This window comes from Streptomyces sp. DSM 40750, from assembly GCF_024612035.1.
Classification (GTDB): domain Bacteria; phylum Actinomycetota; class Actinomycetes; order Streptomycetales; family Streptomycetaceae; genus Streptomyces.
In genome coordinates this window covers 1781599-1798226 of sequence record NZ_CP102513.1, presented here as the reverse complement: position 1 = coordinate 1798226, position 16628 = coordinate 1781599, and the positions used below count along the sequence as shown (strand labels likewise).

At 70.6% G+C, this 16628-nt stretch carries 15 protein-coding genes; 11 read left to right on the top strand and 4 right to left on the bottom strand.

What is annotated here, in order from left to right; translation table 11 throughout:
- Positions 1-494: 494 nt before the first annotated feature.
- Positions 495-977 carry a hypothetical protein gene (locus JIX55_RS08140; RefSeq protein WP_257562607.1) on the top strand — a complete coding sequence of 161 codons (483 nt, stop codon included), beginning with the start codon at positions 495-497 and terminating at the stop codon, positions 975-977.
- 147 nt (positions 978-1124) lie between these two features.
- Here the strand turns inward: JIX55_RS08140 and JIX55_RS08135 are convergent, their stop codons facing one another.
- Together JIX55_RS08135 and JIX55_RS08130 are read right to left on the bottom strand one after the other, a co-directional pair.
- Positions 1125-2066, bottom strand: a complete 942-nt coding sequence (locus tag JIX55_RS08135; protein ID WP_257569256.1) for a UTP--glucose-1-phosphate uridylyltransferase — start codon at positions 2064-2066, stop codon at positions 1125-1127.
- A gap of 233 nt (positions 2067-2299) precedes the next feature.
- Positions 2300-3406, bottom strand: coding sequence for a hypothetical protein (locus tag JIX55_RS08130; protein WP_257562606.1), 1107 nt, complete (start codon positions 3404-3406; stop codon positions 2300-2302).
- A gap of 253 nt (positions 3407-3659) precedes the next feature.
- On the opposite strand from JIX55_RS08130, the gene JIX55_RS08125 reads away from it, so the two are divergent.
- Positions 3660-4631 (top strand): LLM class F420-dependent oxidoreductase, encoded by a 972-nt coding sequence (locus JIX55_RS08125; RefSeq protein WP_257562605.1) that lies wholly within the window; start codon positions 3660-3662, stop codon positions 4629-4631.
- Positions 4632-4749: 118 nt separating this feature from the next.
- Positions 4750-5244, top strand: coding sequence for a hypothetical protein (locus JIX55_RS08120; RefSeq protein WP_257562604.1), 495 nt, complete (start codon positions 4750-4752; stop codon positions 5242-5244).
- A gap of 608 nt (positions 5245-5852) precedes the next feature.
- Here the strand turns inward: JIX55_RS08120 and JIX55_RS08115 are convergent.
- Both JIX55_RS08115 and JIX55_RS08110 read right to left on the bottom strand, forming a co-directional pair.
- On the bottom strand, positions 5853-7136 hold the full coding sequence (locus JIX55_RS08115; RefSeq protein WP_257562603.1) for an MFS transporter: 1284 nt from the start codon (positions 7134-7136) through the stop codon (positions 5853-5855).
- A 705-nt stretch (positions 7137-7841) separates the two neighbouring features.
- Entirely contained in the window at positions 7842-8783 is a 942-nt protein-coding gene (locus tag JIX55_RS08110; RefSeq protein WP_257562602.1) for a LysR family transcriptional regulator, read from the bottom strand.
- 130 nt (positions 8784-8913) lie between these two features.
- Here JIX55_RS08110 and JIX55_RS08105 point away from each other — a divergent pair, with 130 nt between their 5' ends.
- From JIX55_RS08105 to JIX55_RS08070, 8 genes are all read left to right on the top strand, one after another.
- Positions 8914-9909 carry a fumarylacetoacetate hydrolase family protein gene (locus JIX55_RS08105; protein WP_257562601.1) on the top strand — a complete coding sequence of 332 codons (996 nt, stop codon included), beginning with the start codon at positions 8914-8916 and terminating at the stop codon, positions 9907-9909.
- Positions 9906-10868 carry a cyclase family protein gene (locus JIX55_RS08100; protein ID WP_257562600.1) on the top strand — a complete coding sequence of 321 codons (963 nt, stop codon included), beginning with the start codon at positions 9906-9908 and terminating at the stop codon, positions 10866-10868. The genes JIX55_RS08105 and JIX55_RS08100 overlap by 4 nt, the downstream gene beginning before the upstream one ends.
- Positions 10869-10923: 55 nt before the next feature.
- Positions 10924-12060, top strand: coding sequence for an FAD-dependent oxidoreductase (locus tag JIX55_RS08095; protein WP_257562599.1), 1137 nt, complete (start codon positions 10924-10926; stop codon positions 12058-12060).
- The gene (locus JIX55_RS08090) at positions 12057-13055 is read left to right on the top strand and encodes an amidohydrolase family protein (RefSeq protein ID WP_257562598.1); all 999 of its coding nucleotides are present in this window, start codon (positions 12057-12059) and stop codon (positions 13053-13055) included. The genes JIX55_RS08095 and JIX55_RS08090 overlap by 4 nt, the downstream gene beginning before the upstream one ends.
- 24 nt (positions 13056-13079) lie before the next feature.
- Positions 13080-14018 carry a VOC family protein gene (locus JIX55_RS08085; RefSeq protein ID WP_257562597.1) on the top strand — a complete coding sequence of 313 codons (939 nt, stop codon included), beginning with the start codon at positions 13080-13082 and terminating at the stop codon, positions 14016-14018.
- Positions 14019-14127: 109 nt separating this feature from the next.
- Positions 14128-15105 carry a fumarylacetoacetate hydrolase family protein gene (locus JIX55_RS08080; protein WP_257562595.1) on the top strand — a complete coding sequence of 326 codons (978 nt, stop codon included), beginning with the start codon at positions 14128-14130 and terminating at the stop codon, positions 15103-15105.
- Positions 15102-15848: an SDR family NAD(P)-dependent oxidoreductase gene (locus tag JIX55_RS08075; RefSeq protein ID WP_257562594.1), complete on the top strand. Its 747-nt coding sequence runs from the start codon at positions 15102-15104 to the stop codon at positions 15846-15848. Before JIX55_RS08080 ends, JIX55_RS08075 begins: the two co-directional genes overlap by 4 nt.
- Positions 15845-16624, top strand: coding sequence for an SDR family NAD(P)-dependent oxidoreductase (locus JIX55_RS08070; protein WP_257562593.1), 780 nt, complete (start codon positions 15845-15847; stop codon positions 16622-16624). Before JIX55_RS08075 ends, JIX55_RS08070 begins: the two co-directional genes overlap by 4 nt.
- The last annotated feature ends 4 nt before the right edge of the window (positions 16625-16628 follow it).

The following is a 16628-nucleotide window of genomic DNA, read 5'->3' as shown; positions in this document are numbered from 1 at the left end:
GCCCTTCTCGGCCGATCCGAGGGATGCCGCATCGCGTGCCGAGGACGTCCTTGGATCGGACCCCGAACGAGAGTCGAGAGGTCCACAAGGCGCCGGCGGACGCGACCGATGCTTCCACCCGACGCGCGCGGCGGGCGGTGGAAGCCGCACGGACGAAGGTCCACGCCGACGCGTTCGAGCCGGCGGCCGCTCTCGCAAGGTGTTCTCGAAGCTCGGCATCTCCTCCCACAAGGCGATCCGCACCGTGCGGCTCGAAGGCGAGGCGACGTCGGCCTAGGGCTTGTGTGGTGTCGTGATCAACCTTGCCGAACCGGGTCCACCAGGAAGGCGGTTCCGGTAGGAAGATGGCCATGACACGTGGGCAACTCACCGACGAACAGTGTGGACGCCTGCCGCTGGAGCGGGATCACAAGCGGCCCGTTCCAGCACGCACCCCCAGCGAGCAGCTGATGCGACTATCAGCCCTACGAACGAGTCTGTGAAGGAGCCGCGAGGTGGGTCACGAGTCATCGCACTACCGAGAGCTCTACCGGCAGTCACTCTTCTACCGGCCCGGAAGCACGCTACTGACCACGATCCGCGCGTACACGGGCGGGCCCTCACAGGCCCGCCCCGACGACCCGGCTGTCCGTTTTCATCCCGAAGGAGTCGCGTACCACCAGGCATTTGGATACGTCCCCGTGATCAAACTGGGCTGGCCGGCGGTCCGAGCAGTCGCCGTTCTCCCCGGACCGGTCCCGGACCGACAGGCCCTGTGCGTGTACCGGATCAACGAACCACCACAGCGCGACGTCCCGGCCGACGAAATGTTCACCGGCACTGGACGGGGCCTCGGAACCCACTTCCAGGCGCTGTTCGGCACGAGTCTCGTGGTACATCTGCACCATGTACGGGGCCCGTCACTGAAGAAACTCGCCCGGCGCCTACCCGCCTGGACAGACGGCCGCATCACCCTCACCACCGAACGCCCGGCCTGAAGCGGGCAGCCCATCAGGGGCTCTATGGGAACGTCGACTGGAGCACGCGGGTACACCGGGGACTCCAAGACGTTCATTTGGCCCTGTCTCACATTCGGCTCGGAGATCTCCTGCAAGCGGCCGATTGATCACGACATCACACACGCCCTAGTCCGCGACCGTGTCCGGGTGTGGGGTCCGGAGGGCGGCGGCATGGTCGGAGTCGAGTCCGGTGACCAGGCCGCGCAGGACGGGGCCGTACTCCGGGTGGGCGAGGGCGAACGCCATCTGGGCGACCAGGTAGTCGGCCGGATTGCCGGTGTCGTACCAGCGGCCCTTGATGACCTGCCCGTACACCGCCCGGGTGGCGGCGTAGGCGTTGATGGCGTCGGTCAGGTAGACCTCGCCGGTCCTGTGCTCGTACCAGCGGCGGGTCTGCTCGCGCAGTTCGTCGATGATGCCAGGGGTGACGACGTAGCCGCCGATGGCAGCGTACGACGACGGGGCGGCGGTGGGCTCGGGCTTCTCGACCAGGCCGGTGATGCGGAGTTGGCCGTCTCCGAGGTCCTCTTTGACGATGGGCACGCCATAGCGCTGGGACTCGGTGGGATCCATCGGCAGCAGGGCCAGCACCGGGCAGCCGGTCTGCTCGTACGCGCGGATCAGCTGCTGGGCGCGGGGGACCTCGGCCACGAAGACGTCGTCGGGCCACAGCACCAGCACCGGCTCGTCGCCGAAGGAACGGGCGGCGTTCAGCACCGGGGTGCCGTTGCCGTACGGGCCGTACTGGTCGAGGTAGGTGATGTGGCCCCGACGGGCCAGCTCCGCGACCTCCTCGACCGCGTCGGCGTAGGCCGTCTTGCCGTCCTCACGGAGTTGTTCGACGAGCGCGGGGTTGGGGCGGAAGTGGTCCTGGATGAGGCTCTTGCCGCCGGAGACGACGATGGTGATGTCGGTGATGCCGGAGTCGACCAGCTCGCGCACGGTGTGCTCGATGACCGGCTTGTCGCCGACCGGGAGCATCTCCTTCGGCGTCGCCTTCGTCAGGGGCAGCAGACGGGAGCCGAGTCCGGCGGCGGGGATCACGGCCCTGCGGATCGTCGGGGGCATCATGTCTCTCTCGGTCGAGCGGCATACCGTACCGGCCGGCACGGCGAGCTGGATGCCTACACGGTTGCACAGCTTCAGGAGGAAGTTCTCGCCCGGGCTGGATCAGCACTCCACCCGTGGCTGGTCCTGGGCGCCGAGATCCAGTGGATCCCCCAGTCGGAGCGCTACGTCGCCGCGTCGAGGAAGTCAGGGCCGGTGACATCGGCGTCCCGCCGCCCTCTGGCGCCGACACGCTAGCGCTCCGAGTCGGGCGACTGGGCGTCCGTGTCCTCCTTGCCCTCGGCGGTGGCGGCGGGACGCAGGGCCTTGGCGCTGTCCTTCAGACGCTCCAGCGTGCGCGTCAGCTGCTGGAACGGAGACGTCGTCCGCGCCCCGGACGGCTGCTGTCCGGCGGGAGCGGCCTCCGCGGACTCACGGTAGGCGGCGAGCGCCTCGTGTGCGCGCTCGGTCGCCTCCCGGTACAGGTCCCGGGACTTCGTCATGGCCTCCAGCGCCTCGGTGTACATCGCCACCCGTTGCCGTTCCCGGGCGAGTTCCTCCACAAGAGTGAGGAGGTGCCAGTCCTCCCGCAGCGCGGTGAGGGCCTCGTCGGCACCGTCCGGCAGCGGCTGCGGCAGCGCGGCGAACCGCGTCACCGCCGCGACGAGGTCGGCCGGCTCAGAACCGTCCAGGAACACCGTGCGTACGGCGAAGTCCTCTGCGTCGTAGCCGGACGGGGCCGGGGTGCCGGGCAGCACCACCGCACCGCCGCGTGGCACCTCCACGCCGAACTCCCGCAGTGCCCAGTTCACGACCCGCAGCTGATGCGGCGCGGCCCGGTGTTCCACGACACGGTGGCGCAGGCTCGGCGGCAGCCATCGCGCGAGGGGCAGCCGACCGCGCTCGTCCGTGGTCATGGCCTCGTGGACGACGACGCGGACGCACCATCCGCCGTGCCCGGAGTCCCTGAGCAGACGCCGTACGTCCTTGTCGTCCTCGGGCAGGGTCGTGATCCTGCTCAGCGACAGGCCTGTGGCGGCGTCGTGGTCCCAGTCGCCGTACTCCGGCCAGAACCGGGTGACGGGGGACGGCCATGTCGGTTCCCACGGCTGTTCCGCCTCCGCGAGCAGGGTCCACTCCGGCCCGCCGCCCAGGTCGGGCGCGAGGCTCAGCCGGGCGCGCACGGTCACCTCGTCGGGAACCCGCCAACGGGCCTCGAAGACCCGCTCCGGGGAGTCGCTCCCGGCGTCGGGCACCTCCAGGAAGTCGTCGATGACCTGACTGTCCTTGAGCTGTCGCAGGGTGCGACGGAGTACGCCTTCCGCGTCGGGTCCGACGTGGCGGCCGCGAGCCGGCCACACCGTGGGGGGAATCGTGGGACGGGCTGAGGGGGAGGTCGGCATGAGTCCATCGGGCAGCAGGGGCACGTGCGTATGCCAGTATCGCCGCCGCGGCCCGGCGAAAAACACTCGGGGTCCCGCCGGCGGGGCGTGCGGCGGCGGGTTCCTCCTCGGCGGGTACCGCCCGCTCGACCCTGTCCCTCGGATCCTCGTCGCACGTGGGGAGACCTCGATGAGGTGTTTTCGACTCTCCCCGGCCGGGGACTCGGTGCTCATGGTGCACATCGGATACACGATGATGACCGAGCAGGCCGGCCCCCGTGAGCTCGTCGACCACCTGGTTCGGGCCGAGGACGCGGGGTTCGACTTCTCGGTGACCTCCGACCACTACTTCCCGTGGCTGCGCTCGCAGGGCCACTCGCCGTACGCGTGGAGCGTGCTGGGCGCGGCCGCACAGGCGACCTCCCGCATTCCGCTGATGACGTACGTGACCTGCCCGACGTTCCGGTATCACCCTGCAGTGGTGGCGCAGAAGGCGGCGACGATGCAACTGCTGTCGGAGGGGCGGTTCCGGCTGGGACTCGGCTCGGGTGAGAACCTCAACGAACACGTGGTGGGCGGCGGCTGGCCGTCCGTGAACGTACGGCACGAGATGCTCCAGGAAGCGGTGGAGATCATCCGAGCGCTCTTCGACGGCGGCCATGTGAACCATCACGGGGCGCACTACGACGTGGAGTCCGCCCGGCTGTGGGATCTGCCGGACGAGCCGCCGCCCCTCGGTATCGCCGTCTCCGGCGAGCACTCCTGCGCCCTCGCGGGCAGCCTCGCCGACCTGGTCATCGCCACGGAGCCCGAGCCGGGGCTGCTCCAGGCCTTCGACCGGCACGGCGGCGCGGGCAAGCCGCGCGTGGGGCAGCTGCCGGTCTGCTACGACCCCGACCGCGACACGGCCGTCCGGCGCGCTCACGACCAGTTCCGCTGGTTCGGCGGCGGCTGGAAGGTCAACTCCGAGCTCCCGCACCCGGATTCGTTCGACTCGGCCACGCGGTTCGTCACACCCGACGACGTCGCCGCGTCCATCCCGTGCGGCGACGATCCAGAGGCCTTCGTCGAGGCCGTACGCCCCTACGCCGAGGCCGGGTTCACCGAGATCGCCCTGGTGCAGATCGGCGGCGAGTCGCAGCCCTCGTACCTGGACTGGTCGGAGAAGACGCTGCTGCCCGCCCTGCGCGACGCCTTCGCATGACGCCACGCCACGCCGCGACCGGGCGTGGGCTGTCGGACATCGCCGCCGGGCGCGATCGCCCGCGCCATGAGTCCAGGGAGTAGCGGGACAGCGGGATGCCCGCAGCCCTGAACCGCGCATGTCCGCTGGAACACTGGAACAGACAGCAGCGAAACCAAAGACCGAGCCGTGGTCTTCAGAGCGACCGGGGCACCACGCCTTCGGGCTCCAGGAAAGCGATGACGCCGACCTGCCCGTTCCCTTCCCGGACGACTTCGACGTCGACGTCTTCCTCAGCACCCATCCCGGGCGGCTTGACATCACCAGCGGCGGCCACACGCACACTGCCGCAGTCAGCGTCGAAGTGTGGGACGGCCCCCCGCCTCAGCAGGATCCGGCCGGCTGGGACGAGCAGGCCGAAGCCGACTTCACATCCACCAGCGGTCAGGTCGCCGTGTGGTCCATGCACACAGGCCGCACCGACGCCCTCATCACGCCGGCTGACTCCGGCGGATCCTGGCGGGCGCGTGTCAGCTGCGCGGGCCGGGCCGCCGCTGCGGCCCTGTCGGAGGGCGAGGACACCGGACACGGTGTCGAGCGTTACCTCGTGCAGTTCCGGCCGGCGCAGTCCTGAACGGCCGCATCGGCGGCGGGCCTTACCACGCGGTGCGTCGGTGCACACGAAGTGAATGCGCCCGGAAGAGCGGGCGTCAGGAACGTGCACGACTATGGGCCAGGCTCTGCCGACTGCCTCCCCCCCCGCGTGATCGGAGTCCTCGACCGCGTTCATCCAGCCCCCTGGATGCTCAGGTGGTCGCGCAACCCGGCCCTTTCGGGGGTCCTGTGATGAGTCGTATGGAAGCGGAGATGCCGACTTCGAGTACGGGATGCCGTGGGTCCAGGCGCGCATTGCCTGTCGCCGAGAGGCGAGAGGGGGGGACATCGTGGAGTGTCCCTTCGACGCGGTCCCCCTGGTCGAAGCCTTCTGGTGGCAGGGGGGCACGCTGGGGTCGCTGAAGCAGCTGCGCGGTCCTGTGGTTCGGGGGCGGAATCCCCGTCCGACGCGGGTACGTCGTGCAGTCCGCGCTCGGTGAGCCATGCCCGGCTTACGACGGAGGGCGGTGATCGCGTTCGACGTGTTTCGCCGGAAGGGGGACAGAGGCGATCGGCGCCGCGGGGGGAGGTCCGCGATGCCGATCTCGATGGTGGGTGACTTTTCTGATGGACCGTGGGCGTGGCGGGTCAGCCCGCCGGCTGCTCGATCCGTTCCGGAGCGGCCGGCGTCCGGCGCCGACGGGCGGAGAGAGCGAGTCCGGCGGCGCCGGCCGCAGCGACGACCGCGAGGAAACCCATGGCGTTCGCCAGACCGCCGACGGCGGAGGTGAGTGCGAGGACCACGAGCGGGCAGATGAACTGGCCCATGAAGAAGGCGCCGGTCCACAGGCCGGTGCCGCGACCGCGGTCGGCGTACTCCAGCTTGGACATGGCGAGGGTCAGCAGGCTCGGCAGCATGATGCCGCCGCCGAACAGGTTGATCACGCCGCCGATGGTCAGCACGACGGGGTTGGGGGCGAGCCAGATCACCGCGAGACCGAGGGCGCACAGGCCGAAGACGGTAGGCATCCAGGACTGCGGTGCGCGGCCGGACTTGGTGAAGACGACGGCGCCGATCACCACTGCGGCGTTGCAGATGGCGGTGGCCAGTCCGATCATGCCCGGGTCGGTCACACCCATGTCGTCCAGGAGGAAGGACAGCTCGACCTGCACGGTGTAGAAGAGGACGGCGCCGAAGACGGTCAGCGCGCACATCCCGGCCAGTGAGCGCCAGGGGAAGCGCCGCTTGACCGTCTCCGAAGTGGTGGGGGAGGGCGCGTCCGTGGGGTCGGCCGGGCGGGGCTTGGGCAGGAAGGCGGCCATGACGGGGGCGAGGAGCAGGGCCACGGCGTAGGCCCAGAACGGTGTGCGCCAGCCGGCTGATCCGGCGGCGCCGCCCAGGAGGAGGAAGGCCGTCGCGGAGATCGCGGCGCACATCGTCTGCAGGGCGAGATAACGGTCGCGCTGCTTGCCGGAGTAGTAGTCGCAGATCAGCGTGGTGCAGCAGGTCATGATGGCGGCTTCGACAACGCCGACGAGGGCGCGGCTGGCGACGATCGCGCCGAGGGAGTCCAGCCACAGCGGGGCGGTGCCGAGGATCGCGTAGAGCACGGTGGCGATGACGAGCAGGCGCTTGCGCCCGAGCTTGTCGACGATGACGCCGGCGAAGGGGGCCAGCAGCGCCAGGGAGAGAGCCGGGATGGTCAGGGCCATCGGGACCAGCGCGTCGACGCCCGGCACGTTCGCGAAGTGGTCGTGCATCTGCGGCAGGACGGGAGCGATGAGCACGGCGCCCAGGACGGGCAGACAGCTGCCGGCCATCAGCAAGGTGAGGCGCAGTCGGTGTCCGGGGCCGGACACGTTCTCCTCGGGCGGGGCGCCCTCGGCAGCTGTCGGCGTCGGGGACGAGAGCGGGGGCACGGGTGCAGGCATGCGGGAACTCCACCTGGCGTAGCGGGAACGGTAAGGGGGCGCGGCCACGTGCGTGGGGCCGCCCGGAGCGCGAAGCAGGGTCGGAGCATGTGGCGCCGATGACTGCCGTGGTGTCGCACAGGGCCGGCTCGCCGGGCGCCTGCGCCGACCCGGCAGCGGTGGGTGGTGCGGCTCCGGTGCCGGGTTGAGACGACTATGGGGTACTGCTCAGGTCCTGCCTAGCCCCCGCCCGATCGAGATCGAAGATGGGGAGCATTCGTGTCTTGGATGCTGGTCGGGTCGATGGTCCCGGCCCCGTCGAACCCAGGCCTTCTTCACTTCCGCTGCGGTGGCGGTACGGCCGGGCGGGGACACGGCCCGCTCCGCGCTCGCGCGGGCGACGGTCTCGCGCGCCGGATGTGGGTCACCTCACGGGTGTGCATCGGGCGTCACCACAGCCCTGCCGGCAGGGATACCCGGCGCACAGGACTGCATCCGTGGTGCCTACGGGGCCCACCCCGCTCAGCCGCTCGCTCAGGCGCCGCTGACCAGGCGATCCGCTGGGTACTGCGATCAGAAAGGACAGCACCCTGGAAGCCGTCGACGGGGCCTCGGCGGGGGCGCCGGCGGGCGGGCCCGGGGGAGCGGGCGTCACGAACTGGCACGACTATGAGGCAGGCCGCCTTCGGCGCCTCCCCCCTGCGCGATCGAATTTACGGATCGTGTTCATCCACCATGTGGATGGTTCGACGGTGGTGCGGTGTGCCCGGGGAGAGAGGCCCCGACCTGCGCGGCCGTCTCGCGCAGCCAGATGTGCGCGGCGTCGCGGCTGTGGACCGGGTGCCACCACAGTGCCTGCCGGAGGGGAACGGCCTCGTAGGGCGGTTCCATGATCCGCACAGGGGCGACGCCCCGCAGGCGCTCCGCGAGAAGCCTCTGGACGAGGGCGATGCGGCGGGTGCCCGCCACCATGAACGGCAGGGCCTGGAAGGTGTCGATGGACACCTCGACCCTGGGCTCGATGCCGAGCATGCCGAGCTGCCGGACGGCAGGGGCGTCGTAGGTGCGTTGGTACGTCACCCAGGGCAGACGTGCCAGATCCTTCCGTGTGAGGTGGTCCCCGACCTCGTGGTTGTCCTCGGCGACGAGGAAGACCCACTGGTCGTCGTGGAGCTCGGTGGCGGGGAAGTCGCTGATGATGCCGTGTGGCATGAGCAGGCCGTCGGTCGTGCTCAGGAGTGTGCCGACCTTCTCGACGATGCCGGGCGGCGCCTGGGTGAAGCGCAGCCGGATGCGGGGCGCCCTGTGATGAACGGCGCGCGCGAGTTCGGCCCCGAAGACAGCGACCGCGTAGTCGGAGGCCACCAGGGTGAACTCGTGTTCCTCGCGGGCGGGGTCGAAGTCGGCCTGGCTGGTGAAAAGCCGTTCCAGCAGGTCACAGGCGGTCGAGGTGCGGTCCAAGAGGACCTGGCCGAGAGCGGTGAGCTCGTAGTGGCCGCCTACACGGGCGAGCAGATCGTCCTCGAAGTGGCGGCGCAGCCGGGCCAGGGCGGCACTCATCGCGGGCTGGCTGAGGCCGATCCGCTTGCCCGCGCGGGTGACGTTGCGTTCCTCCAGCAGGGCGCGCAGGGCGACGACGAGGTTCAGGTCGAGGCTGGCCAGGTTCATGGCGCGCTCCAGTGGTGTCAGGGGACGGCGTGCAGCATAGACGGGGTCGATGATCGGATCCAGTGAATCGATTTCCCAATTACTGGATGGGGGCCCAGATTAGTCCCATCGCAACGAGGAGGACACGTTCGTGAAACCCGCCCCGACGTCCGCCCCCTTCGCCGGACCCTTCGCTGTAGGTACCCTCTCCGCCCCCGACGGGGCTCCCTTCCCCGCGCTCGTCACACCGGACGGCCGGGCGCTCGACCTGCGGAGAGCCCTCGACGCTCCCGCTCTGACGGTCCGGGGTCTCCTGGAACGCTGGGTGGAGGAGTTGCCACGGTTGCGCGCCCTGGCGGCCGACGCGTCCGTCGCCTGGCAGCCGCTGGACGCCCTGCGGGTGCACGCGCCCGTCGAGCCGCGCCAGGTCTTCCAGTCCGGCGCCAACTACCGGCAGCACGTGATCGACCTGGAGGTCGCCCACCGCTCGCCCGACGACCCTCGCACGGTCGAGGAGGCGCGGGCGGAGATCGCCGCGGTGATGGACCGCCGGGCGGCCGAGGACCTGCCGTACGTGTTCATCGGTCTGCCGGGCGCGATCACGGGCCCGTACGACGATGTCACCTTGCCTTCCTGGGCCGAACAGCCGGACTGGGAGCTGGAGTTGGCGGCGGTGATCTCCCGGCCCGCCTATCAGGTGTCCGTCGAGGAGGCCTTGGAGTGCGTCGCCGGGTACACGATCGCCAACGACCTCACCGACCGCGCCACCGTCTTCCGCCGGGACATGAAGGCCATCGGCACCGACTGGCTGCGCAGCAAGAACGCGCCCGGCTTCACCCCGCTCGGCCCGTGGATCGTGCCGGCGGAGTCGATAGCCGACCCGGGCGACCTGCGGGTCACGCTGAAACTGAACGGCGAGGCCATGCAGGACGAGTCCACCAAGGACATGATCTTCGGCGTGGCACGGATCGTTTCGTACGCCTCGCAGACGGCTCAACTGCTGCCCGGCGACCTGGTGTTGACCGGTTCACCGGCCGGCAACGGCATGCACTGGGGTCGGCTGCTGCAGGGCGGCGACGTGATGGACGGCTCGATCACCGGTCTCGGTGCCCAGCGCACCCGCTGTGTCGCGGAGGTCCCCCGATGACCCCCGACCGCGGCAACCCCGAAGGCGCCATCGCCGCATCCGCCAAGTCCGCCTCCAACTGGGGGCGTTGGGGCGACGACGACGTGCTCGGCACGCTCAACTTCATCGACGAGGCCAAGCGGCGCGAGGGCGCCGCGCTCGTCCGGCGGGGCGCCAGTTTCTCCCTCTCCCAGCGGTTCGACATGAAGGGCCCGCAGAAGGGATGGCGCCGCCGGACGAATCCGGTGCACACCATGCTCGACACGGGCACGGACGCGGCCCTCGGCAATCAGGGCTTCCCGCACGGCTTCGGCGGTGCCGACGACGTGATCGCGATGCCGTTGCAGTGCTCCACCCAGTGGGACGGGCTCGGCCACATCTTCGACCACGGCAACGCCTGGAACGGGCGGCGGGCCGAGAAGGTCGTCACCTCCGAGGGAGACCTGGTCACCGGCATCGAGCACATGGCGCCGTACGTGGCCGGGCGTGGCGTACTCCTCGACGTGGGTCAAGTCATCGGCGACGAGGGCGAGTTGCCCGACGGGTTCGCCGTCACCGAGGAGCATCTGACGGCCACCGCCGAGGCCCACGGGGTGACGGTCGGCCGAGGTGACATCGTCGTGGTGCGTACCGGTCGGCTGGCCCGCGCCCGGCGCGAGGGCTGGGGCGACTACGCGGGCGGCGACTCGCCCGGGTTGTCGTTCACCACGGCGGGCTGGCTGCACCGCACCGAGATCGCCGCGATCGCCACCGACACCTGGGGCTTCGAGGTACGGCCGAACGAGTTCGAGCACGCCTTCCAGCCGCTGCACCAGGTCGCCATCCCCCACATCGGGCTGCTGATCGGCGAGATGTGGGACCCGGACGCGCTCGCCGCCGACTGCGCGGCGGACGGCGTGTACGAGTTCTGGCTCACCGCCGCGCCCCTGCCCGTCACCGGCGCCGTCGGCTCCCCGGTCAACCCGGTCGCCGTCAAGTAGCTCTGCACCGCAGAGGAACAACCAGCTCTGCGCAGCAGAGAACAAGGGAGCTCTCATGCCCGACACCACCCCCCGTACCGTCCTCGTCGTCGGCGGCGGCGCCTCCGGCAGCGCCGCGACCATCCTGCTGCGCCGCGCCGGCCTCGCCGTGGACCTGATCGAGGCCAAGCCCGACTGGAACGCCACCACCGGCTCCGGCATCACCCTCCAGGGCAACGCCCTGCGCGTCCTGCGTGAACTCGGCGTCTGGGACCAGGTCGAAGCCTCCGGGTTCGCCTTCGGCTCGCTGGGCGTGACCGCCCCCGACGGCACCGTGCTGCACGTGAACGAGGACATGAAGACCGGCGGCGACGACCTGCCCGCCACGTTCGGCATGCAGCGTCCCCAGCTGCAGCGGATCCTCATCGAGGCGGTCCGCGCGTCCGGCGCCACCGTGCGTCTGGGCACCACGGCCGAGACCCTCCAACAGGACGCGGAGGGGGTCTCCGTCCGGTTCGGCGACGGTACCGACGGCCGCTACGACCTGGTGATCGGCGCCGACGGCCTCAACTCCGCGACCCGCGCGGCGATCGGCATCAGCGAAAGACCCGAGCCCACCGGCATGGCGATCTGGCGCGTCCCCGCCCCTCGCCCCGAGGGCGTCACGCGCTCGGACCTCGCCTACGGCGGCCCGGCCTACATCGCGGGCTACACTCCCACCAGCGAGAACACCCTCTACGCCTACGTCGTCGAGGCGAACCGCGAGAGAGCCTCGATCCCCACGGAGTCGTACGCGGACGAGATGCGCCGCCTCGCCGAGCAGTACGGCGGTGTCTGGCCCGAGATCACCAAGCACATCACCGACCCGGCGAAGGTCAACTACACGTGCTTCGACCGGATGTTGGTCGAGGGTTCCTGGCACCGCGGCCGGGTGGTCCTGGTCGGCGACGCCGCCCACTGCTGTCCGCCCACCATGGCCCAGGGCGCGGCCATGGGCCTGGAGGACGCCCTTGTCCTGACCGAACTGCTCACCAGCGGTCGCTCGTGGGACGACGAACTGCTCCAGGCCTACTACGAGCGCCGCGTCAAGCGGGTGCGGACCGTCGTCGAGGCGTCCGTGCAGGTCGGACAGTGGCAACTCGACGGCGTGCGCGACGCCGACTTGCCCGGCCTGTTCCGCCGCACGATGACCCTGCTCAAGGAACTGCCGTGACGGCGCCGACGATCGACGTGCACGCGCACGTCCTGCTGTCCGACGTCGACGCCCTGGTGGCAGACCACCCGGGCCTGGCCGAGGCCAGAGCGCTGGACACCCGCCGCAACGGCACCGCCGCCATGACCGTCAACGGTCCCATGGTGCGCGAGCGCATACCGAAGCTGACCGACGTCTCCGTACGGCTGGCCGCGATGGACGCACAAGGCGTGGACGTCCAGCTGGTCAGCCCGTCCCCCTCGCACTACCACCACTGGGCGGACGAGGAGACGGCCGAGAAGGTGTACCGCCTGGCCAACGAGGCGACGGCCGCGCACTGCGCCCAGGCACCGAACCGCCTGAAGGGCCTCGGGCTGGTCCCCCTTCAGCACCCGACGCAGGCGGTGCGCGCCCTCGACCACGCCCTGGAGCAGGGCCTGCTGGGCGTGGAACTCTCCTCCCACGCGCCGGGAAGGGAGCTGTCGGACCCGGCGTACGAACCGTTGTGGGCGCGGGCCGAGGAGACGGGTGCACTCCTCTTCCTGCACCCCTTCGGCTGCACGCTCGACGAGCGGCTGGACCGGTGGTACCTGTCCAACACCGTGGGCCAGCCCACCGAGAACGCCGTCGCGCTCTCGCACCTCATCTTCTCCGGGGTGCTGGACCGCCACCCGGAGCTGAGGCTGATCGCCGCGCACGGGGGCGGCTACCTGCCCACCCACATCGGCCGCTCCGACCACGCCTGGACCACCCGCTCCGACGCGGGCGCCGGCTGCGCCCACCTGCCCAGCAGCTACCTCAAACGCCTGTACTTCGACTCCCTCGTCCACGACCCGTACGTACTACGGGAGTTGATCCGAGCCGCAGGCGCGGACCGAGTGCTGCTCGGCTCCGACTTCCCCTTCGACATGGGCACCGACGACCCGGTCGGCGCCCTGCGCGCGGCCCGGCTGCCCGACGCCGACTTCCACGCCGTACGCGGCGGCAACGCGGTCGCCCTGCTGCGTCTCACCTGACCCCCACACAGGAGGAACCCCGTCATGAGCGCACGCCTGCTCACCCACCTCCGGCACGTCGACCTCGCCGTGCCCGACTACGACAAGCAACTCGACTTCTACGCCGGCGTCTGGGGCCTCACCAAGGTCGCCGAGGACTCCGGCATCTCCTTCCTGGCCGCCGAGGGCAGCCCCGAGCAGTACGTCGTACGACTGCGCAAGGCGGAGGAGAAGCGCCTCGACCTCGTCTCCTACGGTGCCGCTTCGACAGCCGACGTCGACACACTCGCCGAGCGACTCCTCTCTGATGGCGTGCAGTTGATTGCCCAGCCGGGGAAGCAGGACACCCCCGGCGGCGGTTACGGCTTCCGCTTCTTCGACGTCGACGGGCGCACCATCGAGGTCTCGGCCGACGTCGAGGTCCGGCAGCACCGCAGGATCGAGGAGAAGGAGGCGATCCCGGTCAAGCTGTCGCACGTCGTCCTCAACTCCCCGGACCTGAACCGCACCCGGGAGTGGTACGAGCGGCACCTCGGCTTCCGCCTCTCCGACACCCTCACGCATCCCAGGATGGGTGAGGCGATGCACTTCATGCGGATCAGCAACCAGCACCACTCCATGGCCATCGCCCAGGGCCCGCACACGGCCCTGCACCACATCTCCTTCGAGATGCGCGGCATCGACGAGTACATGCGCGGCTCCGGCCGTGTGATCAGGGCCGGGTTCAAGAAGCTCTGGGGCCCGGGACGGCACCTGGCGGGCGACAACACGTTCACGTACTTCCTGGACCCGCAGGGCAACACGGTCGAGTACACGACGGAGCTGGAGGTCCTCGACGAGGACAGCTGGCACCCGCACGTCTACGACTTCTCGCAGCCCGATGTCTCCGATCAGTGGGGCACGGCGAACGCGATGAACGAACTGGTCGCCAAGGAGTCCTTCAACGACGTCGACCGCGGCGTCTTCGTCGCCCCGCCGGTCTGACCCCCCACAAGTTCCGGGGGCGCGGTGGCCCTGTCAATGCCCTGACTCCCCACCCCGCGTCCCCGGGCCCCTCACATCCGGAGAAAACCGGAGCCTGGAGCCCGTACCCATGCGTTTCGCCGCCTATGAACACCAGCAACAGCGAGGGATCGCCGTCGTCGAGGAGGACGGCACTCTTCACCCGGTCCCCGTCCCGGGCGCACGTTCGCTCATCGAGCTGATCCGTTCCTGCGACGGTCTCGCCGGACTGCTCGAAGCGGGCGCCGCCGCCCTCGACGCCCCGGCGGGGCTCCATGTGTCACAGGTGCGCCTGCTGCCGCCGCTGGAGCCGCCCACCGTCCGCGACTTCGTCACCTTCGAGGAGCACGTCGAGGGCGTACGGCGGTCCGTGGACGGCGTCGGCGGGGTGCCCGAGGCCTGGTACGACGCCCCGACCTTCTACTTCACCAACCCGTACGCGGTCGTCGGCGCCCACGACGACGTGCCCGTTCCCCCCGGATCGCAAGTCCTCGACTTCGAACTGGAGGTCGCCGCCGTCATCGGCCGTGAGGGACGTGACCTCACCCCCGAAGGGGCCCGCGACCACATCATCGGCTACACGATCTTCAACGACTGGTCCGCGCGCGACCTCCAGTCCCGTGAGATGCAGGTCCGCCTCGGGCCCTGCAAGGGCAAGGACACGGCCGCCACCCTCGGCCCGTACCTCGTCACCGCAGACGAACTGGAGCCCTACCGCGACACGGACGGTTTCCTCCGCCTGGCGCTCACCGCCGAGGTCAACGGCGAGTTGGTCGGCAGGGACCTGCTGTCCAACATGAGCTGGACCTTCGAGGAGATGGTCGCCTACGCCTCGCGCGGGACGGTGGTCCGCCCCGGTGACGTGCTCGGCTCGGGAACCTGCGGCAACGGCGGCTGCCTGGCGGAACTGTGGGGCGTACGCGGTGAACGGAACCCGCCCCCGCTGCAGCTCGGTGACACGGTGACGCTGACCGTCGAGGGCATCGGCTCCGTCTCCAACACCGTGGTCGCGGGCGCAGCTCCGGTGCCGCTGCCGTCTGCCCGACGACGCACCCGGGAGCGGCCGTGAGCACGCCGGGGAGACTCAGGGGCAAGATCGTGGTCGTCACCGGCGCCGCCCGAGGCCAGGGCGCCGCGGAGGCCGAGGCGCTCAGCCGAGAAGGCGCCCGCGTCGTCGCCACCGACGTGAAGCCGGAGGGCGACTGTCGCCGCCTCGACGTCACCAGCGAGGCCGAATGGGCCCAACTGGCCACCGAACTGCGGGAGTCGTACGGCCAGATCCACGGCCTGGTCAACAACGCCGGCATCACCTGGCGGGCCCGCCTCGGCGACGTGGACCCCGAGGACTTCGCCCGCGTCCACGCGGTCAACGTCACCGGCCCGCTGCTGGGCATCCAGCACCTGACCCCGCTGATGCCGCCCGGAGGCTCCATCGTCAACGTCGGCTCGTCCGCCGCGCTCACCGGCCACTACCCGGTCGCCTACACCGCCAGCAAATGGGCGTTGCGCGGCCTCTCCAAGAGCGCGGCCACGGACCTCGGCCCGCGCGGCATCCGGGTGAACATGATCCACCCCGGTTTCATCGAGACCGAGATGACCGCCTCCGCCGCGCCCGCCTTCCGCGAGGCGAACCTCCGCGAGACACCTCTCGGCCGCACCGGCACGGTCGACGAGGTCGCTCCCCTGGTCGTCTTCCTGCTGTCCGACGACGCGTCCTTCATCACCGGCGCGGAGATCCCCGTGGACGGCGGGTTCACCGCGCACGGGGGCGCCAAATCCATCTCTGACGCGCTGCGCGAGGAGGCGTCATGAAACGGCTCGACGGCAAGGTGGCCCTGATCTCGGGCACCGCCCGCGGCCAGGGCCGGGCGGCGGCGCTGCGCTTCGCGGCCGAGGGCGCGCTCGTCGTCGGCGGTGATCTGCTGCACGAGGCGGCGCTGGAGACCCAGCGGCTCGTGGGGGAGGCGGGCGGCACAGCACTGACGCCCGGCCCGCTGGACGTCACGGACGAGGACTCCGTCCGCGCCTGGGTCGAGGAGGCCGTGGACGCCCTCGGCGGAATCGACATCCTCTACGCCAACGCCGGCGCCGTCCGCTTCGGAGCCGTCGACACCCAGCCGTACGAGGACTTCACCTTCACGCTGCGCGCCGAGCTGGACTCGGTGTGGCTGGCCGCGCGTGCCGCCTGGCCGCACCTGGTCGCGAGCCGGGGCAGCATCCTCACCGTCGGCTCGACAGCCGGCCTGACCGGCTCACTCACCAATCGGCGCACCGCCCACTCGGCCTCCAAGGGCGCCGTGATCGCCCTGACCCGCCAGCTCGCCGCCGAAGGCGCCCCGCACGGTGTGCGGGCCAACTGCATCAGCCCCGGGATGATCGACACCGAGGGCTCGCGGGGCGACCTGCTCGCGGACGACCACCCCATGCGGACCATCGCCCGGCACATCCCCCTCGGCCGCGTCGGCGTCCCCGACGAGGTGGTCAACACGGCCGTCTTCCTCGCCTCCGACGAGGCCTCCTACATCACCGGCGCCAACCTCGTCGTCGACGGCGGCTGGTCGTCCGTACTCCCCGGCGCCGCTGCATGAAAGG